The 26,369-nt window shown below is 47.5% G+C and carries 17 protein-coding genes and 2 pseudogenes; 4 read left to right on the top strand and 15 right to left on the bottom strand.

Features of this window, described 5'->3' with window-relative positions; translation table 11 throughout:
- Entirely contained in the window at positions 1-1,449 is a 1,449-nt protein-coding gene (locus tag JCM15548_RS08760) for a DUF4270 family protein (protein ID WP_062124458.1), read from the top strand.
- Here JCM15548_RS08760 and JCM15548_RS08755 read toward each other — a convergent pair.
- On the bottom strand, positions 1,446-2,051 hold the full coding sequence (locus JCM15548_RS08755; RefSeq protein ID WP_062124456.1) for a riboflavin synthase: 606 nt from the start codon (positions 2,049-2,051) through the stop codon (positions 1,446-1,448). The two genes, JCM15548_RS08760 and JCM15548_RS08755, sit on opposite strands and share 4 nt — an antisense overlap.
- Positions 2,052-2,153: 102 nt before the next feature.
- Here JCM15548_RS08755 and JCM15548_RS08750 point away from each other — a divergent pair, with 102 nt between their 5' ends.
- The 3 genes from JCM15548_RS08750 to JCM15548_RS08745 all read left to right on the top strand — a co-directional run bounded on the left by JCM15548_RS08750 (position 2,154) and on the right by JCM15548_RS08745 (position 5,398).
- Positions 2,154-2,888: an NAD-dependent epimerase/dehydratase family protein gene (locus tag JCM15548_RS08750; protein WP_227625625.1), complete on the top strand. Its 735-nt coding sequence runs from the start codon at positions 2,154-2,156 to the stop codon at positions 2,886-2,888.
- The gene (locus tag JCM15548_RS23500) at positions 2,845-3,162 is read left to right on the top strand and encodes a Rossmann-fold NAD(P)-binding domain-containing protein (RefSeq protein WP_227625624.1); all 318 of its coding nucleotides are present in this window, start codon (positions 2,845-2,847) and stop codon (positions 3,160-3,162) included. The genes JCM15548_RS08750 and JCM15548_RS23500 overlap by 44 nt, the downstream gene beginning before the upstream one ends.
- 214 nt (positions 3,163-3,376) lie before the next feature.
- Positions 3,377-5,398, top strand: a complete 2,022-nt coding sequence (locus JCM15548_RS08745; protein WP_157482570.1) for a transglycosylase domain-containing protein — start codon at positions 3,377-3,379, stop codon at positions 5,396-5,398.
- Between the two features lie 146 nt (positions 5,399-5,544).
- Here JCM15548_RS08745 and JCM15548_RS08740 read toward each other — a convergent pair whose 3' ends face one another.
- The 14 genes and pseudogenes from JCM15548_RS08740 to JCM15548_RS08675 all read right to left on the bottom strand — a co-directional run bounded on the left by JCM15548_RS08740 (position 5,545) and on the right by JCM15548_RS08675 (position 26,360).
- On the bottom strand, positions 5,545-6,570 hold the full coding sequence (locus JCM15548_RS08740; RefSeq protein WP_062124454.1) for a DUF2157 domain-containing protein: 1,026 nt from the start codon (positions 6,568-6,570) through the stop codon (positions 5,545-5,547).
- An 11-nt stretch (positions 6,571-6,581) separates the two neighbouring features.
- Positions 6,582-7,808, bottom strand: coding sequence for a nucleotide sugar dehydrogenase (locus JCM15548_RS08735; RefSeq protein ID WP_227625623.1), 1,227 nt, complete (start codon positions 7,806-7,808; stop codon positions 6,582-6,584).
- A 111-nt stretch (positions 7,809-7,919) separates the two neighbouring features.
- Positions 7,920-8,954, bottom strand: coding sequence for a Gfo/Idh/MocA family protein (locus JCM15548_RS08730; RefSeq protein WP_062124453.1), 1,035 nt, complete (start codon positions 8,952-8,954; stop codon positions 7,920-7,922).
- Entirely contained in the window at positions 8,947-9,540 is a 594-nt protein-coding gene (locus tag JCM15548_RS08725) for an acyltransferase (protein WP_157482568.1), read from the bottom strand. Before JCM15548_RS08725 ends, JCM15548_RS08730 begins: the two co-directional genes overlap by 8 nt.
- 19 nt (positions 9,541-9,559) lie before the next feature.
- Complete coding sequence (locus JCM15548_RS08720) at positions 9,560-10,708, bottom strand: DegT/DnrJ/EryC1/StrS family aminotransferase (RefSeq protein WP_062124449.1); 1,149 nt, start codon at positions 10,706-10,708, stop codon at positions 9,560-9,562.
- Between the two features lie 124 nt (positions 10,709-10,832).
- A complete protein-coding gene (locus JCM15548_RS08715) occupies positions 10,833-11,882 on the bottom strand; it encodes a polysaccharide deacetylase family protein (protein WP_062124447.1) in 1,050 nt (349 codons plus the stop codon).
- A gap of 163 nt (positions 11,883-12,045) precedes the next feature.
- Positions 12,046-13,293, bottom strand: coding sequence for a methionine adenosyltransferase (gene metK, locus JCM15548_RS08710; protein ID WP_062124445.1), 1,248 nt, complete (start codon positions 13,291-13,293; stop codon positions 12,046-12,048).
- Positions 13,294-13,541: 248 nt separating this feature from the next.
- Positions 13,542-14,618 (bottom strand): LacI family DNA-binding transcriptional regulator, encoded by a 1,077-nt coding sequence (locus JCM15548_RS08705; RefSeq protein WP_227625622.1) that lies wholly within the window; start codon positions 14,616-14,618, stop codon positions 13,542-13,544.
- A gap of 33 nt (positions 14,619-14,651) precedes the next feature.
- Complete coding sequence (gluP, locus tag JCM15548_RS08700) at positions 14,652-15,872, bottom strand: glucose/galactose MFS transporter (RefSeq protein ID WP_227625621.1); 1,221 nt, start codon at positions 15,870-15,872, stop codon at positions 14,652-14,654.
- Positions 15,873-15,924: 52 nt separating this feature from the next.
- Positions 15,925-17,834, bottom strand: a pseudogene (nagB, locus tag JCM15548_RS08695) (glucosamine-6-phosphate deaminase).
- A gap of 235 nt (positions 17,835-18,069) precedes the next feature.
- Positions 18,070-20,159, bottom strand: a pseudogene (locus JCM15548_RS08690) (GH92 family glycosyl hydrolase).
- A gap of 205 nt (positions 20,160-20,364) precedes the next feature.
- On the bottom strand, positions 20,365-22,704 hold the full coding sequence (locus tag JCM15548_RS08685) for a glycoside hydrolase family 3 N-terminal domain-containing protein (RefSeq protein ID WP_062124486.1): 2,340 nt from the start codon (positions 22,702-22,704) through the stop codon (positions 20,365-20,367).
- Between the two features lie 189 nt (positions 22,705-22,893).
- A complete protein-coding gene (locus JCM15548_RS08680) occupies positions 22,894-24,357 on the bottom strand; it encodes an alpha-L-fucosidase (RefSeq protein WP_062124443.1) in 1,464 nt (487 codons plus the stop codon).
- Between the two features lie 152 nt (positions 24,358-24,509).
- A complete protein-coding gene (locus JCM15548_RS08675; protein ID WP_062124440.1) occupies positions 24,510-26,360 on the bottom strand; it encodes a SusD/RagB family nutrient-binding outer membrane lipoprotein in 1,851 nt (616 codons plus the stop codon).
- Between the last annotated feature and the right edge of the window lie 9 nt (positions 26,361-26,369).

Here is a 26,369-nt window from a genome sequence, read left to right as displayed (position 1 = left end):
ATGCCGAACACATTCCAGAGGCTTTTGAAATTAACAGGAGCATTAGTTTTTATGGGTTTTTTGACCTATGGTTGTGAGAATGATCCTTCTACAATTGGCCTTGAGGCACTTCCTTCTTCTGATTTACTGAGTGCCAACAGCACAGAAAACATCATATATGGAAGCAACTTTGTACCCGACAGCATCGTGTCGGACAACAGTTCAATGAATCAGTATCCTTACGGCATCATCGGTTATTTCAACGATCCGATGTTTGGAAGGACCAAGGCCGACATGGTGACAGAGGTAACACTATCTGCCAACCCACCGGACTTCCGGTATGATCCGGCTACCGGAGAAATTGATGAAGCCAAGTTTTTTCCGGATTCGGTGGTGCTGAATCTGGCGTATGTGTTTGAAAACTGGTATGGTGATCCGGAAGCGGAACACACCATTCAGGTATATGAATTAGCTGAACGTCTGGATACGGCCTTTTCTGACAGCCGGTATTTTAGTGATTTTGAAATCCTTGGAAAATACTACAGTCAGCTTTTGGGGCAAAAGACCATTTCAGCTGCGGATACTTTAAGCGATTCAACCTGGCAGTCTCAAAATTATGTGAATGTCATAAGCCTGACACTGGACAATCAGCTAAGAGACAAACTTTTTAATCTGACAGAGGATGAGCTGAAAGATCGTAACCTTTTAAAAAATCGGTTTAACGGTTTGTATATCACCACCACTGATCCAGCTGATCCCACAAGGCCAGGCTCCCTGATTAAGATAAATCTGGAACATGAGTTAACCAATCTGACCCTCCACTACCGCAAGGAATTTCGTGAACTGGTAGGTGAAGATGACGAAGAAGGCACACTGCTGGAGGTTAGAAAAATGCGTTACATCTTCCCCATCAACCCCGAAGCCCGTTCATTTAACCGCTTTGAGCATGACCATACGGATAAAATTGAAGTCAATACACCCAACGCGGAGCGTTTGATGATACAGGGAATGGCAGGCAGCCAGGCGCAAATTGACTTGCGGCCTCTGATCGCTGAATGGGCAGATTCACTGACAAGTACAGACCCCAAGTATGGCATTAGCGGGGTAGATCTGATTTTTTACGCAGACACTTTCCACAACAGCCCGGATTTGTTTACGCCTATCAATACGACCCTTTCGATAACCCACCGGAGCGAAAACAACATCCCTATTGTCGCTTCTGCTGTCGATAAAGATGGGGAAAACATCCCGGCCTTCCGATTTTCTTCGGCCAGCTACGATGCAGAAAATAACAGCTATACCTTTAGCATGAATCAGGCGTATTTTGAGAAGGCAGCCAGGGGTGAACTGGAAGTTACCCCCTTTTATCTGACCATTCCTTTCACCCAGTTCAGCTTTAAAAGAGTTATACTGTTTAATAATGTGTCGGACCACCCCCCGGTATTTAAAGTGCGGTACGTGACCTATTAATCCTTTAAAGCCATCAGGCGACTGATGTACTTACCCAGAATATCAAACTCGAGATTAACGATGGTTCCGGGTTTGATCTGGTGAAAATTGGTAAACTCGTAGGTATAGGGTATGATGGCCACTGAAAACCGGTCGTCGCGACTGTTGACCACGGTCAGACTCACGCCATTAACGCAGACAGACCCCTTCTCAACGGTCATGTAACCCTGTGCCGCCATGGCTTTGTTGATGTCATATCTGAAGGTAAAATACCAACTGCCATCCGACTCTTTAACCTCCAGGCATTCAGCGGTCTGATCGACATGCCCCTGGACAATATGGCCGTCGAGTCGCCCATTCATGATCATGCTGCGCTCAAGGTTCACCCGGTCTCCCTCTTTCAGAAAGCCCAGATTGGACTTTTCCAGGGTTTCCTGAATGGCCGTTACGGTATAGGTATCTCCCTGGGTATTCACCACAGTGAGACAAACCCCGTTGTGCGAAACACTCTGGTCGATTTTTAATTCATGGGTAAAGGAGCATTTTAATGTCAGGTGTAAATTGCCCTTCTCTTTTTTTAGCCCAACTACAGTTGCAGCCTCTTCTACAATTCCGGAAAACATACTTGTTAATTTTTAGGGCAGGCTCAAAACATACCTGCTAATCTTAAATAATATCATTAAAAATGCTAATTTAGTGACAATTTCTGAAATAAAATTCACCCTATGATATTAGTTACAGGCGGAACAGGTTTGGTCGGATCACATTTGTTGTTTCACCTCACCGAAAAAGGCGAAAAGGTGAAAGCCATCTATCGCAACAGCAGCAGCATTGAGGAAGTGAAGCGACTGTTCAGATTTTACACCGAAGATGCCGACCGCTTGTTGGAGCGTATTCAATGGATAGAGGCCGAATTATCCGATTATTTTGCCCTCGAAGAGGCCCTTCGTGGCGTTAAGCAGGTGTATCATTCCGCCGCCATGGTTTCATTCAATCCACGCGAATCAGACAAGATGCTGGAGGTCAACACGCAGGGCACCGCCCATTTAATGAACGCCTGTCTCAAATGCCAGGTTAAAAAAGTCTGTTATGTAAGTTCTGTCGCGTCGCTGGGTAAATCGGTGGATGGGCGCCAAATTGATGAAATGGTTGAATGGCAGCCGGACGATTACCGATCCGCTTATTCCTACAGCAAATTCAGAGCAGAAATGGAAGTCTGGCGGGCCTCCAAAGAAGGCGTCCCGGTAGTCATCGTCAACCCGACCGTCATTATTGGTCCGGTCAACTGGCTCAGAAGCAGCGGACGGCTGTTCTACTCCATAAAAAGGGGCATGCCCTTCTACCGGGGGGGCGACGGGTTTTGTAGATGTCAGAGACGTGGCCAAGGCGCTGGCTCTGTTAATGGAGAGCGAGGTGATGAACGAACGCTACCTCCTGAACGGAGAAAATCTTTCCTTTAAAACATTTTTTACCATGGTGGCCCGGGCCATGCAGCTCCGTCCTCCCAAAATCAAAGTGTCCAGACTGGTTACAGAATTGGGGTGGCGTGCCAATCTGGTGCTTTGCTTCATCGCCGGCAAGGCTCCTGCCATCACAAAAGACTCGGCACGTTCGGCACAGGCCTCCTCCAAATATTCGGCTGAAAAGTTCAGGCAACAATTTAATTATACCTTTATCCCCATTAAAGACGCCATTGAGAACTCTGCGGCATGGTTTAAAGCAATTGAAAAATGACATTTAAGCGACCACCCAAAAAAAGACGGAGCAAGCCAACCCAGACAGGCAAGGAGCGTCAAAACCTAAAAGGCAGGATTTTAGCCTGGAGTATCAGGCTCCTTATTGCAGGGGTAGCCTTATCCGTCGTTTTTGTTTTGCTGGTGTATATGGGGCTCTTTGGGAAGCTTCCGACAATGAATCCATCCGGGGCATTCGCAATCATACCGCATCGGTGGTCTATTCCACGGATGGTGCCATGATGGGTAAATACTATATCCAGAACCGGCTCACCATCGATAATGACCACATTTCCATCCATATAAAGAATGCCCTTGTAGCCACGGAAGACAGTCGCTTCTTTGAACATAAGGGCCTGGATTTCATCAGTCTGGGGCGTGTTTTCGTCAAAACCATCCTGTTACGGGATACCCGTCAGGGCGGCGGCAGCACCATCAGTCAGCAATTGGCCAAAAACCTCTATCCCCGCCGAAAAATTGGCTTCCTTTCTTTCCCGGTCAATAAAATCCGGGAAATATTTATTGCGGCCCGTTTGGAAAAACATTTCTCCAAGGAAGAAATCCTCGGTTTATACCTCAACACGGTTCCTTTTGGGGAGGATATTTATGGTATTGAAGTGGCCGCCAACCGTTTTTTTGCCAAGCCATCCTCCAGTCTGACCCCTCCGGAAGCCGCCACACTTGTGGGCATGCTGGCTGCCAACACGGCCTACAATCCGCGACGCCATCCGGAACGTTCCATGTTGCGCCGCAATGTAGTGCTCGACCGCATGCAGGATAATGGTTTTTTGTCGCAAGAAGAAACCGACACCTATAAAAAAGCCCCCATTAAAACAACCTATACCCGATTGGATAGCAACCACGGGCCAGCCCCGTGGTTTATGGAACAGGTAAGAATGCAGGCCGAAAGTATCCTGAAGCAAAATCCGGCGTCTCCGTATAACATCTACACCGATGGCCTGCGCATCCGGACCACCATCGACTCCCGACTGCAGTCCTTTGCCGTTACGGCCACCAAAAACCATCTGGACTACCTGCAAAACCTGTTTGAAGAACATTGGAAAGGGCGGGATCCCTGGCAGCACAATCCTGAAATATTTAACACTGCTCTTCGAAAAACAGACCGCTATCAGCTGCTTAGGGACAAGGGGCTGGAGGAAGCGGCCATCCTTGAGGAGCTGAATAAGAAGGTGCCCACCACCATCTACACCCATGAAGGGGAACAGCAAATGACCATTTCACCCATCGACTCCCTGAAGCGCGCCTTACGCATTTTGCATACCGGTTTTGTGGCGATGGACCCGTCCACCGGCCATGTTTTGAGCTGGGTAGGCGGGGTTGATTTTAAATATTTCAAATACGACCATGTCACCTCCCGTCGACAAGTAGGATCTACCTTTAAACCCATTGTCTATGCCACAGCTCTCAATCAGGGCTACGACCCCTGTGAATTCATCTCAAACGAGCAGAGGGTGTATGAGCAATTCGACAACTGGGAACCGGCCAATTCAGATGGCGAGCACGAAGGGTATTACTCCATGAAGGGTGGATTGATCCATTCGGTGAACACCATTGCTGCTGAAGTGATCAACAAAACAGGCGTTAACAGTGTCATCTCAACGGCCCGTGCCATGGGAATCACCAGTCCCATACCTACCGTTCCGTCCATTGCGCTGGGAACGGCCGACATTTCTCTGTTGGAAATGGTGACGGCCTATACGGCTTTCGCCAATTATGGAAGAGCCCAAAAACCTGTATTGATTCTAAAAATTGAAGATGCCGAAGGCCGTGTTCTGTATGAAGCAGAACCATCGGGTTTTATGGAAGAAGCCTTCAATGAAGAAACGGCACGCATGATGGTTCAGATACTGCGGGGTGTTATTGAAAGAGGCACCGGTTCTGCCTCTATAGCCGGTATCACCTGCAAGGCGATTACGGCGGGAAGACGGGTACCACACAAAACAATGCCGATGGCTGGTTTGTCGGCTTTACACCAAACATCGTCGCCGGCGCCTGGGTGGGCGCCTCCAATCCGGGCATACGGTTCAGAACAACGGAGCTGGGACAGGGGGCCCATACGGCCTTGCCCATATTTGCCCGCTTCATGCAGAAAACGGAGCAGACATCGGCCTTCAGCGCTGTTCGCACGCAACAGTTTTATCCCTTACCGGAGGACTTGCTGGTGCGGCTCGACTGTGAAGACTATCTGGAAGACTATACGCCCAGAGAGGAAATGAATTTCTTTGAAAGGCTGTTTAACAGACCCGATCGCTCTGAAAGAACAGCGCCTGAAGAAACGGACAGCACCGAACAGGACAAAGACAAAAATCTACTGGACCGCATGCGGGACATTTTCAGAAAAAAAGAGTAGGCAGGGTTTGATTTAGGGGCGGCCCCAAATGACCTCTGCTTTGCGGCCCACCAGAAAAAAAGACAGGGCCAGCAAAAAGAAAAAGAGCGATGCCGGAAGCGGATCCCAAAGAAACAGGAAGTATTGGGTATACACATCGGCAAAAAGGGCAATACTGCCCATCCAGACCCACTGTCGATGCTTCTTCTGCACCCCCTGGTGCCATACCCAGAGTGCTGCCACGGCCATCATGACGCCCCAGGGAAGCAAGTGTAAAGCACTCACCGCTTCCCAGTCATCCCAGGAGGCATAATTTCCAAACAGCGCACACAACCAGAAAGCCACCCAAAAAACAAACCAGACAAACTGAAAGGAGACCATACGAAAGACCTTCTTCAAAACCATTTTTCTCAGCCCGTGCATCAGCAGCAGGGCCAGAAAAGACATCACCAAAAACCTCAGTTGAAAGGTCATCCCCAAAAACAGCGGCTCCCAACCACTCAATCGGGCTGTTTCCAACCCCAGCCAAAGTGTCAGACCACTTAAGCCGGTCAGCCAGATGACCGAAGCGTAAAACAATCGGGCCACCAACAAACCATAGATGGCCACCAACAAAACACAGCCCACTTTCCAGAAATCAGACAGTTCAAAAACCGTGGACGCATAGTAGCAGGCCCCGCCCAGAGACATAATGCCCAACAACAAGAAAGCCTCCACAGAAACCCGGAGCGCACCGCTTTTGTGCTTTACCCGGGATGCCATCCACGGGAAAACCAGTGCCAACAACAGTAACAGGGACATGAAAAAAGCATCCGACAACTCAAAAAAACGGACCAAAACCTCCAACACCCATTCATCGGCCACCAGGTGCAGAAAGGCAATGACCATAAAAACAATGGCCAACCCAAGCATGTTTTGCGCCACACGCTTCCAGTTGACCACCTTTAATTCCATGTGTTCCTTGAGTTCATCGGCCTTCTCTCTGGAGAGCAAATCCTGATCGGTCCATGATTCCAACAGACGCTCTACCATTGTGTATTGCTTTCCCGATAACTTCATTCGACTATAGTTTACAAGCTCCAGTAATCCAGCTGCTTGATTTTATCCCTAAATACGCCCTTCACATCCACAAACAGACCTTTGGGAAGCAAAAAGCTTCCAAAATGCGATTCTTCCATTTTTACATAGTCGGCATGATTCACCGCCACTACAATCGCTTCATATTTTCCGGTAGGTTCAGGCACCAATCCGTAGCCATATTCCTCCATCAAATCATCCGAGGAGGCGTGCGGATCAACCACCTCCACATTCACACTGAACGATTGCAACTCATGCACCAGATCGGCCACCTTTGAATTGCGAATGTCGCTCACGTTCTCCTTAAAAGTAGCCCCCATCACCAAAACCCGGGAACCGTTGATGGGATGTCCGGCAGAAATCAGGCGTTTCACAATTTCATTGGCAATGTGCGGGGCCATACCATCATTGATCACCCGTCCACCGGTAATAATTTTAGAATGAATGCCCAATTCACTGGCCTTATAAGTCAGGTAGTAAGGATCCACACCAATGCAATGTCCCCCCACCAATCCGGGGAAAAACTTTAAAAAATTCCATTTAGTACCCGCCGCCTCCAATACTTCATAGGTATTTATATTCAAGCGGTTAAATATGAGCGACAGCTCATTCATCAAGGCGATATTGACATCCCGCTGGGTATTTTCAATGATTTTAGCCGCCTCGGCCACCTTTATGGAGCTGGCTTGATAAATACCGGCTTTAATAATGGAACCGTACACCTCCGAAATCACCTCCAGCGCTTCGGCATCGCTTCCCGAAACAATTTTCAATATCTTGGTCAGCGTATGCTCCTTATCGCCCGGATTGATGCGCTCGGGAGAATATCCCACCTTAAAATCCTCATTGAAACGGAGTCCCGATTCCCTTTCAAGAATGGGCACACAATCCTCTTCGGTGCAACCGGGATAAACCGTGGATTCAAACACCACATAATCGCCTTTTTTAAGAATGGAGCCGACGGTTTTCGTGGCACTCAGCAAGGGATTTAAATCGGGCAGGTTATGCTTATTAATTGGGGTAGGAACCGCCACCACATGGAAAGTGGCGGCTTTAAGATCTTCAGGGTGACATGAAAAATGAATGTCACAACCCTCAAAATCGGATGCTTCCAACTCATCACTGGGGTCAATGCTTTGCCGCATCTTTTCCACCCGATCCGCTTTGATATCAAAACCCACCACCTGCATTTTCCGGGCAAACTCCAAAGCAATGGGCAAGCCACATAGCCCAGTCCTATGACCGACAGTTTGGTATCCTTATTGATTAAATTCTGAAACATATGCTTATTTTTAAATGATTCTTTAGTTATTCGATGGACGATCCTGTTCCTATCTGTTGACCGATGGGCCGGGACCTCTCACTTCATAAATGCGTTCAATGATATCTACAATCTTCATCCCTTCCAACGCATTGGTGGCCACTTCTGTGGTTCCCTTCAGGGTTTGCACCACGTTGTCAATCACCGCAGCATGGTTGGAAGCCGACCCTTTATAGCCGCCGTAATCATTGGGCGGGTTGACCGACTCCAGTTCGGGCATCTGATAATCCGCAACATGACACACCGCTACCTCATCCATGTATTGACCGGCAATTTTGACCGTTCCCTTTTCTCCGATAATGGTAATACTGCTTTCAAGGTTGCGGTCCCACACCGCTGTGGCATAATTGATATTGCCCAGGCCGCCATTCACAAAATCAAACACCACACTGCCGGCATCTTCAAAGGCGGTAGAGTGTTGATGGGCAAAATTACCGAAATTCCCCTTTATATGGCAAATGTCGCCAAACAACCAATACATGATGTCCATGAAATGAGAAAATTGGGTAAACAGCACCCCTCCGTCCAGATCGGGTGTTCCGTGCCAACCATCCTTATGATAGTAACGATCGTCGCGGTTCCAGAAACAATTCATTTGAACCATAAAAACAGTCCCCAGTCGGTTTTCCGTGATCATTTGCTTCAACCACCTGACGGGCGGAGAATAACGGTTCTGCATCACGGTAAATACCTGCCGCGAGACCTGAAGGGCTTTAAAAATGACTTCTTCGGCGTCTTTTTTGTGCAAAGCCATGGGCTTTTCAACCACTACATGTTTGCGGGCTTCCAGGGCTAAGAGCGTTTGTGGGGCATGGAAGCCGTTTGGGGTACAAACATTGACCACATCCAATGCCACATCCGATGACAGGAGGTCCTCCAGCGACCGGAAATAAGGAAGATCGCTGTCCGCCCACCCTACTTCACCCGCCGGCAGCACATCACACACAGCCACCAGTTGCGCCTGCTCATTCCCCTGAATCATGGCGGCATGGCGTTTTCCAATATGGCCCAGACCTATGACGGCAAACTTAATCGGCTTACTCATTTTTGTCCACAATTTTAACCACCTTTCCACAGAAAAAGCGGTATTCATTTTTGGTTTCCGGACAAACAGCAATGCCATCCGGACGAAAGCGCAAGCGATGCCCATGCTCACTCATCCATCCAGCATGACGTGCGGGAATACCAACAACCAGAGAATAAGGTAACACATTTTGTGTGACCACGGCACCGGCGCCGATAAAGGCATATTCACCCACTTCCACCCCACACAAAACGGTGGCATTGGCCCCCACCGTAACGCCCTTCTTCAGGATGGTTTTTTTATATTCATGCTTCCGGCTGACCGCACTCCGGGGATTGGTCACATTGGTAAAGACTGCTGAGGGACCAATAAACACGTCGTCATCGCAAAACAAACCTTCGTACAGCGATACATTGTTCTGCACCTTTACATTGTTTCCCAAAACCACCCCTTTGGCCACCATCACATTCTGTCCCAAAGAGCAGTCTTTCCCAATTTGGCAACCACTAATCAAGTGACAAAAGTGCCAGATACGGGTTCCGGCGCCTACTTCGCAGTCATCGTCCACAATGGCGGATTCATGGATCCATGCTTTTTTGTGTATCATTATCTCTATCAATAGGTTCTTATAATTCCTTTAATAATCCGGCTACAGATCGGGCAATATAAGCCGCTTCTTCGGGCGACATTTCGGTATGCATGGGCAAAGATAATACTTCCTGGCAAGCCTTTTCGGCCTGCTTTAATCCATGGCCAACGGGGGCGTACCGACCAAAGGCCGCTTGCTGATGCAAGGCCAGGGGATAGTATATCCGGGAAGGAATACCCATCTTTTCGAGACCTTTCATCAAAGCCTCCCGTTTCCCGTTTCTCACTCTGATGGTATATTGATTGTAAGTATGCCAGGCGTCTTCCCGAACAGCCGGAAGCCCCACCTGAACCACGTCCTTTAATAAATCGTTATAGACCGCTGCCACTTCTCTTCGTTCGGATATAAAGGCGTTCAGATAGGGTAATTTGGCATTAAGCACCGCGGCTTGCAAGGTATCTAAACGGGAATTAATACCAACCCGTTCATAGTAATAGGGCTTGGCGGAACCATGTGCCGAGATAATTTTCATGCGCTGTGCCAGCGCCGGATCATTGGTAAAACAGGCGCCGCCATCACCAAAACAACCCAGGTTTTTAGAGGGAAAAAAGGAGGTGCAACCAATGTGCCCGATGGTACCTGCCTGTCGGTCTTTCCCCTTATAAAAACAGGTGGCTCCCAGCGACTGGGCCACATCCTCTATCACATACAAACCATGCTTATCGGCCAGTTGCATGATGGCCGACATGTCCGCTGTTTGTCCAAACAAATGGACCGGCAAAATAACTTTCGTCTGAGCGGTGATGCGCTGTTCGATATCCCGGGCATCTATGTTGTAAGTATCCGGGTGGATGTCGGCAAACACCGGTTTTAATCCCAGTAAGGCAATGACTTCGGCTGAGGCCACAAAGGAAAAAGCCGTGGTGATGACCTCATCACCCGGCTGTAAATCCAATGCCATCAAGGCCAACTGAAGAGCGTCCGTACCATTGGCGCATGGGACCACCGCTTCTGCCGAAAGGTAATTTTTTAAAGCATCGGCAAAGGTCTGAACCTGGGGTCCGTTGATATACTGAGCCGAATCGACCACTTGCATCATGGCGGCATCCACCTCCTTCTTTAACCTTGAATATTGCGCTTTTAAATCCACCATCTGTGGATGGATCTTCGCTTTTTCTGTGTCCATACACTCAGTAATAAAAACCTTTATCGACCATTAAGAGTGCCAAGTTACGAATTTAGGGCCTTTTTCTGATGCCCCCTGCCCGGATCTTTGACGAAATTGCTGATTATCCCCATCAAGAAACGGTTTATGTTTTTAAGTCGTCATACACAGGCAACTGTCTGATTCGTTGCAGAAGAGACATAAAACCCACTTCCTTCTTTTTCATAGATGCCTGGAGCATGTCGACGGTAAAAGGGCTCATGTTTTTGGAATGCAACACGACTTGTGCGAGAGGACGGGCCTTCCTTACCAGATATCGCCACCGTATCGGGTCCATCCCTTCGGGGGTTAACCGATAATAGCGGGAACCTATTTGTGACCACCAGTGACCGGACTGCTCCCTTTTGGTGAAATGCAGGCGTTTACCATCACCGTAGGAGCCCTTGCCCACATAGACAAAGTTCTGAAGAAAATAAAAGAAGAATCGAATATATCCGGGCACCTTAACGCTTTCTTTGGGAAACTCCCAAAAATAACCCTCATCACTGTGTCTTAAAACAGAAGAATCGAAGCGGTAATGCAAGTAAGTCGGTAAACGGCTAAAGTCAAAGGGATATTGGGGTTCATAACTTTTCATGCCAAAAGCGGCAGAAGCATCCACTTTAATACCATTAACCCTCAGGGATTCTGCCAATCGGTCAAATGGCTCCACCCGGTACCCACCGGCTCTGAAGGCACGTACCTTATAGTCGGGTTGAGCGGCCCTGCAAACCTCCTCCATCAACTGGCGGCTTTGGGTGATACAACCCATGATGGTTTCAATGCTATCGGCATCGCCCTCATCCCAGAGTCGGTGAAGGGAAAAACGGTTGTAGGTAAACCGCCATTTTTTATTCTCCCAGCGGGCATCCAGCCAATGCGGATGGATGTGCATTTGCACATCATGGCCCCGAGCAAGCAGCGTATGAATCTGCTTTTCAATCAACTCCCGGTCAAAGCGCAAATCAGCCACTTCCCCCTCGAGTTCTTTGAGTCGGTAATAATGAAGGATGTCCCAAAATACGGTCATTTTACCACCATAAACTTCAAGAATTTCCATGAGTCGCTTCACGGGACGGATCATGCAGTTCTCCACCGTTCCGGCATCGTCACCAAAGAACAATTCATAATCGACAGTTAGTAAAAGCTGTTTCATAGGGTTTTAAAATCATTATTAATGGCACTAATTTATGATTTTTTTTGATTGAATCAGACGTGGAATAAAAAAAGCCGGCTAAGCCGGCTTTTTATTATCAAATAAGTCATCTATGCCCGGGTAAAGCGCTTTAACCAGACCTACGTTTCTCAAATAAGCATGACTATAAATCAAAAGCTTTTTGAATGGCCTCCACGTAATCCAGCTTTTCCCAGGTGAAAAATTCTACTTCCTTTTCCACTTCCTGCCCATTCTCGATAAACACCACCTTGTCGGTATATGGCGCACGCCCCATGTGGCCATAGGCTGCTGTGGGTTCAAAAATAGGATTCTTAAGTCCCAAACGCCGAATAATCATACCCGGACGCAAGTCAAACAACTTTTCAATGCGCTTCGCAATCTCGCCATCGTGAAGACCAACTTTTGCGGTGCCGTAGGTGTTGACATAGACACCTACCGGCTGGGCCACGCCTATGGCATAAGCCAACTGCACCAACACCTCATCGGCCAGACCGGCAGCCACCATGTTTTTGGCCATATGTCGGGCAGCATAAGCCGCCGAGCGGTCCACCTTTGAGCTGTCTTTGCCCGAAAAAGCACCGCCACCATGCGCTCCCTTTCCACCGTAGGTATCCACAATGATTTTTCGTCCGGTCAAGCCGGTATCGCCATGGGGACCACCAATCACAAATTTTCCTGTGGGATTTACATGCAAAATATAGTCCGCAAACAGGCCGGCAATCGAGGTATTTAATTTCTTTTTAACCCGTGGAATCAGGATGTTCTGCACATCTTCCTTGATTTTGGCCAGCATGGGCGCATCGGCATCGAAAGGATCGTGCTGGGTGGACACCACAATGGTGTGCACGCGAACCGGCTGGTTGTCGTCGCTATACTCAAGAGTCACCTGCGATTTTGAATCGGGGCGCAGGTAGGTCATCTCTTTTCCTTCACGGCGAATAGCGGCCAACTCTATCAACAATAAATGAGACAGTTGCAAAGCCAGCGGCATAAACTCTTCCGTATCTCTACAGGCGTAGCCAAACATCATTCCCTGGTCTCCGGCCCCCTGGGTTTCTTCCGATTCACGGTCGACGCCCCGGTTAATGTCTTCCGACTGTTCATGCAGTGCCGATAAAACCCCACATGAACCGGAGTCGAACATATACTCGGCTTTGGTATAGCCTATACGCTCAATAACCCGGCGTGCCACTTGCTGAACGGCCGCATAACCGTTGGTTTTGATTTCACCGCTCACTACCACCAAACCGGTAGAAACCAGCGTTTCACAAGCCACCCGTGAATGAGCGTCCTGACGAAGCAGTTCGTCCAGAACTGCATCAGAAATCTGGTCGGCCACCTTATCCGGGTGTCCTTCTGACACAGATTCTGAGGTAAACAAATATCCCATAATGAAGTACCATTAGTCACTCTGCACCTTTAAGCACAAAGTATTGTTAAACAAAAAAGGGAATTTGGATGTCGATAAGCTAAAAGACGCGTTTTAGCACTTTTTTTGAGTGGTTGCAATCGGCCAAATCCCTCCACTTAATTTGTCCAACAAAGAAAAGAAAAAATATTTAAATAAAATGATTCTAAACAAATTATTATTCTTTGAGCAGATAAACCAAGTCCCAGAAAACGGAACAAAAAGATAGGTCATATATAATATTGTACATTCTCTTTGGTAATGATGTCCAGCGGAAGATAGCGAATGGGCTCCACCTGCTTGTTAAAAAGCAGGTGATCGGCCATCATTTGCACCCCGTAAAACCCTTGGCCCTTTGGGTTTTGATTGATTAAAAAATGAATGAGGCCCTCATTCAGGTAAGCGATATTCTTTTGCAGCAAATCATAGCCCACAAGAAGAATGTTCTTAAGTGCCCGCTTCTGAAGGTAGGCGGCTATAGCATAAGCCCGGGAGTTGGTGACAAAAAAACCAAGTATATCAGGATACTTTTCAAAAGTCACATCCAATTGCTTATGAAAGGAGATTTCATCCCCATAGCCTTTCAGGTCAATAGAAATGGTTTTAAAATCCGACAGACCTTTCTCCTGAAAATAGTCCATAAATCCCTGTTCCTTTTTTATCAGGTGGGAGGAGTTGGGAACATCCTCATCGACGTGTGCAATAAGACAAGTGCCTCCTCCTTTGCTGCCAAAGTGCATCAATTTACCGGCCAGTAAACCACTCTGGTAGGAGTCTTGCCCAATATAGGCCAAAGGCTTATAATCCGGAATATGTGTATTAAAGAGATTGAACGGAATACCCTCCTGACTCCATCGCCGCATATAAGACAAAGATTCTCTGTAAAAAAGAGGGGCCACAACAATGCCATTATAGCCCACGTCAGACAAGCTCTCAGCCGCTGCTTTGAAAGACTCCACGTCGTTCTGATCAAACAGGTGCTTCCTCACCTCCACGCCATATGGGCGAAGCTGTTCCTGAGCCTCATCTACCCCTTTGGAGGGCGCCTCCCAATACTCATCATACCCAGGATCAGGAATTAGCGCCGCCAAACGGTAATTGCGCCTGGAAACCAGTGCCCGGGCCAAAACGTTGGGCTCATAATTGAGCTCACTGATGACCTGCAAAACCCGGTCACGTACTTGGGGTGACACTTTCCCGCGATTATGAATAACCCGGTCAACCGTGCCTGTTGAGACACCCGCTTTCTCAGCAATGTCCTTAATCCGGGTTACCCCACCAATATTTTCCTTGGATGGATGACTCACCTTTTAGTTTTTCAGATAAAATACCAGTTAAAATCAGACCCTGACTTTATGCCCTTTGAGGGCATAATACAAAATATATAGGAAAATGGGGACCGTCACCCAATAAGCATTCTGAGCACCAAAGGCATCCTTCACAAATCCGTATAAGGTTGGTATCAAGGCTCCACCCACAATGGCAATCACCATCAGAGAGCTACCGGCTTTGGTAAAACGCCCCAAATCTGTCATGGCCAAGGGCCATATGGCCGGCCACATCAAAGAACACCCCAAAGCCATAAAAACAACAAAATAGATAGACATCTCAGGAGGTGTTAGTACCACCATAAGCGAGCCCACAATGGCAATTACCGAAACAATCAGCAGCGCATTGGATTGACTTAAGTATTTAGGAATCAACACAATTCCTGCCACGTAGCCAAACACCATTCCCACTGGCGCAATCCATGCGTAATACTCAGGATTGGGCAAATTAAGACTTTCGGCATAGTCAACCAGCGTTCCCAACGAAATGGTTTCAGCACCCACATATAAAAACAAGGCCAAAACACCTAAAAGAAGGTGCGGAAATTGCCAGACAGAGGTCTTTTTGGCGGCATAGGGACAATCGTCCACGCTGTCTTCATCTTCGCCGGTAGCTTTCACCTCAGGCAGGGGCGCCAAAAGCGCCAACACGCCCAATAAAAGGAATACTCCGATAATGATCATAAAGGGAAGCCGGGTATCGGCCAGACTAACTTCATTAACACTCTTACCAATAACCAAGGCTAAAAACATGGGGGCAATGGGCCAGGCCAATTTATTGGCGATACCCATGATACTCATCCTTTTGGCAGCACTTTCGATGGGTCCCAGAATGGTCACATAGGGATTAACCGTTGCCTGTAAAAAAGTATTACCCATGCCACTGATAAATGACGCCACCAGAAAAAGGGTCAGACTTTCCATTTTAGCCGACGGAATGTAAAGAAAGAAACCAATGGAGAACAAAAGAAAGGACAAGGCCATTGTTTTTTTGTAGCCAATTTTCCCAATCACCAGAGAGGCGGGATAGCCGAAAATTAAAAAGGCACTAAAAGTAGCTGCCAGAACCAGATAAGATTCAGCGGAAGATATTTCGAGTGCCTGATTTAAAAGAGGAATCAGGTAACTGTTGATGCCAAGGGCAAAACCAATGGCAAAAAACATGGTTCCCAATATCACAATGGGAAAAAAATAATAGCTGGCTCTTTTCGTTGTTGTAGGTTGCCCGTTCATATCATAAAATATTTAAGTTATTCACTTTCATCTAACACCTAACAATCTATTATTAAAACACATACCGCTTAAAAGCTTCAATAGCCTCGTACTCTGTAAGGCCTAACTGATCATACAGCGGGCAGTCGCTCGATTCCGATCTTCTGCCCTTTGCCAGAATTCGCGTTTATCTTTCCCCGGAAACACAGGTTCATCTTTTTGAGACTGATGCTTAAAAATGGCTTTTCGCTTTTTCATCAGTTCATCGGGACTAATAGGAACGGCCATTTCAATGTCTTCAATATCCCATTCCTGCCAAGCTCCCCGGTACAACCAGACCCAGCAATCGCTGGCCCAGTCATCGGACTTGACCACTTTTAAGGCTTCAAATATGGCTTTAAGGCAAACCGCATGCGTTCCGTGCGGGTCTTGCAGATCACCGGCAGCAAATATCTGATGCGGTTGAACCCTGCGCAACAAATCTACAATAATATCCACATCTGCAGAAGAAAGGGGTTTCTTTTTCACATTCCCGGTTTCATAAAAGGGCAGATCCAGAAAGTGAATATTTTCTTCTTTAACCCCACTGTAACGGCAAGCTGCAGTCGCCTCTCCCTGACGAATCAAACCTTTGACCGACAACACCTTATCATAGGCGTTACCATTTCCGGAATTCGCGACCAAATGACTGGTAATATCTTTGTGAAGTGCATCAAACTGATCCACAGAAACACCAAACTTATGGGCAAAAGCCTTAGCAAAATCAGTAAATCTGAGGGCATCATCATCAAACACCGCAATATTTCCTGAAGTCTGGTAAGCCACATGCACCTCATGTTTCTGCTCTGCCAATCGAATAAGGGTTCCGCCCATAGAAATCACATCATCGTCGGGGTGGGGACTAAACACCAACACCCTTTTGGGAAAAGGCTCAGAACGCTCCGGCCGCGTCTTATCATCACTGCCGGGCTTACCGCCAGGCCACCCGGTAATGGTCTGTTGCAGAATGTTGTGGGTTTCAATATTTAAATCATAAGCACTTCCAAACTTCTTAAGCAAAGCATTTAAGCCCCATGTTTTATAATCCGATTCCGTCAATTTTAAAATGGGTTTGCCCGATTGCTTCGATAACCATATGATGGCTTTTTTTTGCATTTTGCTGTCCCACTCACACTCCCCAATGAGCCAGGGCGTTTCAAAGCGACTTAGGCGGGAAGCCGCCATCGTATCCAAAACAAACAGGCAATCGCTGTGCTGTTGAAGAAAGGAGGCCGGCACATCAGCAGTCATTGCTCCCTCAGCAGCCTGTCGCACAACATCTGCTTTACCATTTCCCCAGGCCAGCAGAAATATCCTTTTGGCCTGAAGAATGGTCTTAACCCCCATTGTAATGGCCTTTGTTGGTACATTCTCAGCTCCGCCGAAATCCTGGGAAGCATCATCAATTGTAATTCTATTCAGATTAACCAGACGCGTTCTGTCCGTAGGCAAGGATCCCGGTTCGTTGAACCCAATGTGGCCTGAGCGACCAATACCAAGCACCTGAATATCCAGCCCCCCCAAGGATTGGATTTTGCTGTCGTACGCCAAACAATAGGCCTCCACTTCCTGTAGAGACAGGGTCCCTTTTGGGATATGAACATTACTGCTGTCAATATCAATGTGCGCGAAAAAACTTTCCCACATAAACATATGATAGCTATGACTGTCTTCAGGCGCCATTGGAAAATACTCATCCAAATTAAAAGTAATCACATTTTTAAAGGTCAAGCCCTCTTCGCGGTGTATTCTTATCAGCTCTTTATAGACCAAAAGAGGTGTACTACCGGTGGCCAGACCAAGAAGGGTAGGCTTGTTAAGTTTGTTCTTTTCTTTAATCAGTGAAGCTATTTGCTGTGCCACATAAACCGATCCTTCATCACGGTTATCGAACACACCAGTTGCCACCTTTTCAAGATGACTTTTTAATATACTGTTATCCATCTCTTTAAGTTATTGGTTTATTTCAGCTCTTAAAAGTCAACTACCCCATACAGCTTTGCCGTCACACCTTGTAAACAAAACACAACGTACTATATTACAGGGCAAAGACACAATCATACAAAAATCGACTCAACAAATCTAACACATTAAAAACAATAAAAAAAGAAAAACGGGCAAAAAGTGTGCACGTACACACAGAGAAAAAATCCCTTGTTTTGTTCCTAAATTACTCCCGCTATTCAAAATAATGAACCGGGGTGTCGCCCATATAAAATTCAAGCTTTCCTCCCCGTTCAATGGCTTCATGGGAAATAGACACAGATGGATGATCCACTCCATTTAAAACAATCCGTTGAATGTATTTATTCGCGGAACTATTATTGTGGGCTACAATGTGGAATATTTTATTTCCCTTAACGCGCAGGGCGACCTCATCAAACATGGGACGACCAAAGATGTACTGACCACCGGCAGGTTCAACGGGGTAAAAGCCCATAGAAGAAAGAATGTACCAGGCCGACATTTGACCGACATCCTCGTTACCGCTTAAACCTTCGGGCGTATCGTCATACATCGTTGTTAAAATCTCGTGCACAACATCGGCCGTTTTCCCGGGTTCACCCACCATCGCATACAGATAGGGAATATGGTGACCGGGCTCATTACCATGGGCATATTGCCCAATGAGTCCGGTGATATCGCTCGAAGCCGCTTCACCCATATCCCCTTCAGCCACAAACAAGGTATCCAGTTTGGCCACAAAGGCATCTTTTCCGCCCAGCAGTTTAACCAGACCATCGACATCCTGTGGCACCAGCCACAGGTATTGCCAGGCGTTGCCCTCACAAAAGTCATCGCCCATATGTACGGATTTGAAGGGATTGAAATCGGCACGAAAGGCGCCCTCCGAAGAGCGTCCCCGAATAAAGCCGGAAGTGCTGTCAAAATAGTAGAGGTAGGCATTGCTGCGCTCCAGGAAATAAGAGTGATCTTCGTAAAAGCCGAGCTTTTTAGCCACTTGCGCCAGGGACCAATCGGCCAAAGCGTACTCCAATCCCATGGCCACCGATTCGCGCTCCACATGCTTGTCGAAGGGAATGAATCCATGCTCCTTGTACAAATCCAATCCACGCTCATCCAGCATAGCAGATTGCTTCATGGCTTCATAAGCGGCCTGTTCATCCACCTTGTAACCTTTAAGTACGATATCGGCGAGGACGGGAATGCCAGGATTGCCAACCATGCAATCGGTCTCATTGCCCATCAGATGCCATACTGGCAATTTGCCTTGTTGCTGATAGATATTGATCATGGTCTGGGCCACATCGGGCACCATCTCAGGATGAATGAGCGTCATCAATGGTTGAGCCGCCCGATAGGTATCCCACAATGAAAAAGTCGTATAATTCGTGTACGACGTATCGTTGTGTACCTGATAGTCGGCACCCCGGTAATCCCCGTTGACATCATGAAACAGCGAAGGCGCAATCATGGTATGGTAGAGTCCTGTGTAGAAAGTCCGTTTGGCCGCCACATCAGCGGTTTGAATCACAATTTTATTGAGTTGCTCATTCCATGATTGGTCGGCAGCGATGGCCGTCCCTTCAAAATCCCATCCGGGCAATTCGGTCAGCAAATTTTCCAGTGCATTATCACGGCTGACTGCAGAAAATCCGGCTTTGACCAAAACAGGCTCCTGAAGGTCATCTTCAAACACAGCCTGCCCATAAAGCTTTCGGGCTTTTAAGGACTGGCCCTCTTTTTGTTCGAGACCGTCGAACACTTTAAAGATCTTCACCGGTTTAGAAAAAATGGCGGTAAAATACACCACCTGATCTTTGGCCCATCCGGATGACCGTCGGTAACCCGAGACCACCGTGTCGTTTTCCATAACAATATAAGCATCGATGGTCCTGTCCCAACCGATTCCATGCTCCAAATCAATCAATAGGCCGGGCTGCTCCCCTTTTGGAAAAGTATATTTATGAAAACCGGCTCTCGGAGTGGCCGTGAGCTCAGCCTGAATACCAAAGCGATCCAAAACCACAGAGTAATAGCCGGCTTTGGCGACCTCAGTGGCCCTGTCAAAATAGGAATAAATGCCTGTAGCCTCGTCCGGCAGCTCTCCTCTTGTGGTGGCTACATCCCCCATAATGGCATAAAGGCCACATCCCCCAGGTCGCCAATCCCTGTCCCACTCAAATGTAAATGCCCGAACCCGATAATGGTGGAGTCCGAGTAATGGTAACCCGAGCACCAGTCCCACCCCTCACTGTGCTGAGTAGGCCCTAGCTGAACAAAGCCATAAGGCACATTGGCCCCCATAAAAACATGCCCGTGCTCACCGGTTCCAATATAAGGATCCACATATTGGGTCAGATGCTCCATCGCCGTATCGGCCACTGGAGATTGACACCCCGCCAGAAACAGGGCAAAAACTACTGATGATAAAACTAATCTCGACTTCATATAAATCCGTATTACTTATACCTCGTTGAAAAACAAATGACCTGATATGCGCCTCCTGACCTTACTTCACGACTTCAATTTCTGCTTCCAGTTTAATGGCGTCAGAAGAAGCTCCAATCATAAGTTTAAATTTGCCTGGTTCTATCACACGTCTCATTTGAGCGTCCACGATAAAAAGATCTTCATGGCTCACTGTAAAAGTCACCCGTTTGACTTCCCCTTTTTTCAGGAACACCCGCTCAAAATGCTTCAATTGCTTAAGCGGCTGCACCGAAGAGGCAAACTGCTTTCTCATATAGAGCTGCGCCACTTCCTCTCCATCAACACTCCCTACGTTTTTCAAGTCGAAAGAAACTTCATAACGCAGAGATCCAACCTCATTTACTGTTAAGTCGCCATACTCAAATTGCGTGTAACTTTTGCCATAGCCAAAGCTATACAAAGGCGTTAGCGGCATGTCCACATAGGCATGCCCCACTGGCGCCAAACGGTTATAGTAGAGGGGCAATTGTCCAGCACTGCGAACCACCGTCACCGGCAGTCGACCAGCAGGGTTATAGTCGCCAAACAGCACATCGGCAATGGCCTGGCCGCCTTGCTGACCGGGATACCAGGCGGTAAGCAAAGCCTCTGCATGTTGAGCAGCCCAGTTCATATCCATGGGGCGCCCCTGAATATAGACCACCACAACGGGCGTACCCGTTGCTTCAACCGCCTTCAGCAGCTTCATTTGAAAGCCCAGCAATTCAAGCGTAGCGCGGTCAAATCCCTCACCAGCATCCATATCACTCACATAATCCTCACGGGTAACGGCTGCTCCCGTCTCCATGTAACTGGTTTCAAAATCTCTGGCACTGGAACCACCGACCACCACAATGGCCACATCTGCCTTTTTAGCAACTTCAACGGCCCGGGCTATTTCGTTCCAACTGGTATCACGAATGGCACAGCCCCGCACATAATCCACGTTTTTAGCACCCAATTTGGTCTGTACGCCTTCTAAAACCGTAACAATGTTAGAGGCTTCCTGAGGGGCGGTATAATCGCCCAGCATGTTATACCGGTTGTGGGCATTGGGTCCTATAACGGCTACCTTCTTCATCTTTTTGGGATTCAGGGGCAACAAATTATTTTTATTTTCGAGTAAGACGATGGAAGACTGAGCCGCCTTCAAAGCCAATTGAATGTGCTCGGGTGTGCGCACTTCCCGCTGCGCTTTGTCGGCCTCCACATAAGGATTTTCAAACAAGCCCATTTCGAATTTCAGGCGCAGGACACGGCTCACGGCCGTGTCTAAGACGGCGATGTCCAGACTACCCGCTTCCACGGCATCGACCAGCTGCCGAAAAGCATTTCCTCCCAAGTCCACATCCACACCAGCCTTTATCGCCATTTCGGAAGCTTCACGAATGGTTTCGGCCACATAATGATTGCTGCGCAATCCTTCAATACTGAACAAGTCAGACACCACAAAACCATCAAAACCCCATTGATTGCGCAACACTTCGGTCAATAAATAATCGTTCGAAGTACAGGGAATGCCATCAATAGAGTTATAGGCCGTCATCACAGAAAGTGCTCCGGCCTGAACCGCTTCCCGAAAGGGATGCAGGAAGTTGGTATGTAAGTCGCGCGTGCCAACCATGGCAGGTCCGCCATTCCGGCCCCCTTCTGGAGAACCATAAGCCAGAAAGTGCTTCAGGGTGGAGATAACACTGTATTCCCTATCCAGATCACCGGCACCCATGCCGCGTACCAGGGCAGCGCCCATGGCTCCACTCAAAACGGGATCCTCACCATAGGTCTCTTCCACCCGCGACCAGCGGGGATCCCTGACCAGGTCCAGCACGGGACCATAAGCAATGTGACCTCCTTGAAGACTAACCTCTTTGGCAACCACTGCCCCCATCTCCTCAATGAGCTGGGGCGACCAGGTAGAGGCCAGACCAATTCCGGTCGGGAAGACCGTCGTACCGATGGCCATGTGACCATGCGGTGCTTCCTCTGCCAGGAAGATGGGAATGCCCAATCGGGTATGCTCCATCACATACTTTTGTATGGCATTGCCCGTTTCTGCGGCCAGGGCAGGATTCAATCCTGTCTCCAGCGTTTTCTCCGTCCATGGGTCAGCCCGGTAAGTCCCCCAAAGCATCCCAATATGGTGCTCAGCCACCAAACCCTTAAATTTTTCTGAGGGTGCTACTTCACCATTCACCTTCACCCACATTTCCCAGCCAAAGGGACTCAACAACTGTCCGGCCTTTTCCTGGATGGTCATATGTTGTAAAAGGTCCGCCACCCGCTCCTCCGCAGAAAGCTGAGGGTTTTTATACTTAAAATCTGTCTGTGCAGCTGCCGTAGAAAAAAAACCGACTGCCAAAGCGATCAATAAAATCCGCATATATTTAATTTTAACAGGTAAATCCACTTCCATCAACTGTTCTGGTCAACTATTATTAGTTGGGGACAGTGCCTAAGTCATCAGGATCAATGACAACAAGTTTAATGCGTTTTCGGAGGGTGCTTCTTTTTTCCATGAAATAGGGAACATTCTCCGTTTGTAAAACGAATTCTGTTACCGCCAAAAATATTACTCTATTTCAGATACTTTAAAACTCCAGGCATACCTTGAAGGTGGGGACTTTCTTAAACCAGCCGGAATATCAATCACAAAGCCATCACCCTGAGGCTTCCATTTAAGCGCCACATCTGAGCCCAACAGGCTTACTTTGGCACCCGGTACAGGTTGGATTTGCGGCACCACTATTTTGGATGGCATACGGGATTCCCCTTCATCTGCCATATAAATACAATAAATCTCCCTATTGTTTTTTTGAGTTAAAGCGACGTTGCCAATCTTAAAAGGAGCAATAGCGCGGGTTTCATAAATCGCTTCACTGTTCACCTGCATCCATTCCCCCATCTCTTCGAGCAAATCATAGGCCCCTTGCTGCCAGGTGCCATCGGGACCGGGAGCCACATTGAGCAAGAGATTACCGCCTTTGGCCACAATATCTACCAAAAGATGGACCCCTTCGCGTCCGGACATGTAAGTGGCATCGGGCGTGTGAGACCAGCCTCCGCCAGAAATAATGCAAGACTCCCAGGGATAGGGAAGAGAATGCTCTGGCACCCGGTTTTCAGGCGTTAAGTAGTTCTGATTTTTCCCATGCACAGCCCGATCAACTACTATCAACCCAGGTTGCTTTTCACGCGCTTTGTCCACCAGTTCATCCATACGTATGTCCTGGTTAACAATCTGCGCCTTTATAAAACCGGAAGTATTGTTTTCCATCTTCCTGCCATACCATTCTCTAATAAACTCGGGCGATTTTTTGGCCACCCAACCACCATCCAGCCAGAGAATATCGACATCCCCATAGTCGGTCATCAACTCCATAATCTGGTTGTGGGTAAACTGAACAAAATTCTCCCATCTTTCAGGGTAAGCCTCCGGATCGTAATTCACGTTACGGTCGGGCGTTGCAAAATTAGACCACCAGTAATTCTCATTGTGCCAGTCGGGCTTCGAAAAATAAGCCCCGGCCCATAAGCCCTTTGCCCTGAATGCATCAAACACCTCTTTGGTAATATTGGCTTTAGGGTTGGTATGAAAAGGACAATCGGGTGATGTCACTTTATAGTCGGTGTATTTACTATCAAACATGCTGAAACCATCGTGATGTTTGGTAGTAAATACAACATACTTCATACCGGCATTTTCAGCTGCCAGCGCCCACTTTTCAGGATCAAAACTAACCGGATCAAAAGTTTTCTGCAAATTATGATACGCCTCTTTATAAGCCACATAATCTTCGTGCGGCCGGCGACACCAATCCTCATCTTCGGCACAAATACTCCAGGATTCCACAATGCCCCATTGGCTGTAGTGGCCCCAATGCATTAATAAGCCAAATTTCAAATCCTGCCACTGCTCCAGTTTTTGAAGCACCACAGGATCCGTTTCAGGCACATAACGCTCATCTTCATAGATGGCTTGAGCACAAATCATTTGCCCCAGCATCCAGACGGCAATAAATAAAATAAATTTCATCTGTTTATTTTTTGTTTTTTATTTATCAGATGGAACTCGCCGAGAAAATCATCTTCCCTTTGTGAGAAATTACTCTCATGCTCGTTTCATAACCTCAATAAAAAGCATAAGGGCACCTGTTAGGAGTGCCCTTATGCGTTAAACAATACTAATTAATTACTTGGACCCTCGCCGTAGTTCGGGCTGTTTTTATCGAACCATAAGCGCTCGGTGTTCAGCGTCTGCGGATCATTCACTCCGGTGGTGAATCCCTGAGCATCAATGCCCGCTTTTGCATTGGCAAAGTTCAGATCATCCTCGGTAGGGGCCTGCACCACAAAGCGACGGGGCATCACCATGTCCCTTCCAGAAGAAAGGACTGGTTGCCATGCCAGATAGGTACTGTTTCTCATGGGCACACCTGAACGACGAACAGTAGTCCACAAATCACCAGGTGTATTCATGAAATTAATATACTGCTGTATATAAACCTTTTCCAATCCATCAGTTGTCAAATCACTTATGGGCCGCTCCAAAAGGGCTGCGATTTCACCTGCACGCAGTTTTACACCTGCAGCTTCCTGCTCTTCTACAGGATATACCGGATCCATTTCATAGTAAGGTAACTGGTTATTGGCAGCCAAAGCATCGGCACGACGTACCGAGAACTCAACCCCCAGGTTAAAATACTCCTGGGCAGTCTTGGGCAAATTAGCGCCCAACAATTTAAACTCTGCAAGATACAGATTTGTTTCAGCAGCAGAGCCTAAAATCACCTGCAAACCGGGAGCATTATCTTTCAGCTCTATTACCCGCCCACCAGGTTTAGTAGGATAAGTGTAGTTGTAGCTGGTGCGGGTAATCTTCTGATTAAACAAAGAAGTACCTGCATAAGATTTCTCCACGCCGCCAACAGCAACCTTAAACTTATCACCCTGTCTGAAATAAATATCATTGGCTGCTTCGTTCAAAGCATCTGGTGAAAGAGGTGCTCCATGATAACGAACCCAAGGCTCACCCGGTCCGCTCCAACCGGCAAAATCACCTTCCGCATCCAACACAACAAATGGCTCTACATAAGGGGGTAGATCCACCTCTGCATCCAAAAATGCCTGTACCACTTCCCCATTGAAAGAGTTCTTCTCAAAATGGAAACGTACACGCGGGTCTTTATTGTCCACCAGAAACTCCAACAAATCACGGTTGCCATAACCAATCCACAAGGCATTACCGGTCCCATACCATTTTGTTCCACGATGATAAACAAAGTCATCACTCAATTCGTCCATATAACCAACAGGTGAATTGGCCACTTCCTGAGCAACAGCCAAAGCCTTGGTAGTATTAGCCTGAACAAGACGAGCAGCAATTTTTAGCTTAAGCAAGTTACAGAACTTGGCCCATTTGCCGTAATCACCTCCATAAACTAAGTCCTGATTTCCTAAGGTAAACTGTCCCTCGGTATCTTCCAGAACATCCAAAGCCCAATCCAACTCCTCCAACCAAAGATTAAACAGTTCCTCTTCACTGTCCATTTTAGGCGTCAATAAATTGGTGAATGGTCCTAAGGCTGCTTCGGAATAATAAATGGATCCAAACAAATCAGTCTTGGTCATAGCCGGCTGAATCTGAATAGCATAGGTGATGGCTTTAAGCGCCTGAAAGGTAGCAGCCTCCTCAGCAGGCATATTATCAATCCTGTGCTGAATATCACGGGTCTGGCGCATCAAATCCCTGTACAGTCCCTGACCGCCACCCCAGGCACCCATCACATTGAATTGATGACCGTTACCACCCTGCGTGGTGGTTACCTGGGTCCAGGGATAGATATATTGAAAATTGTCGTAAAACCAGTTCGTATAATCATTGTTATACATAGCTTCAATGGCCTTGGCAGCAGAAAAACGAAGATCCGGATTGGAAATCACCGAAGGGTCGGTATTCAGCTCTGCAAAATCATCCTTATCGCAACCCCAGCTAAAGGCAAGCATCAAGGCGAATAAGATTTTAGCAATATTTTTCATATTCCTTTA

Origin of the sequence: Geofilum rubicundum JCM 15548 (assembly GCF_000974365.1) — a bacterium.
GTDB lineage: Bacteria > Bacteroidota > Bacteroidia > Bacteroidales > Marinilabiliaceae > Geofilum > Geofilum rubicundum.
Note: the sequence above shows the minus strand (reverse complement) of the source record. Positions and strands in the feature narration are given on the sequence as shown.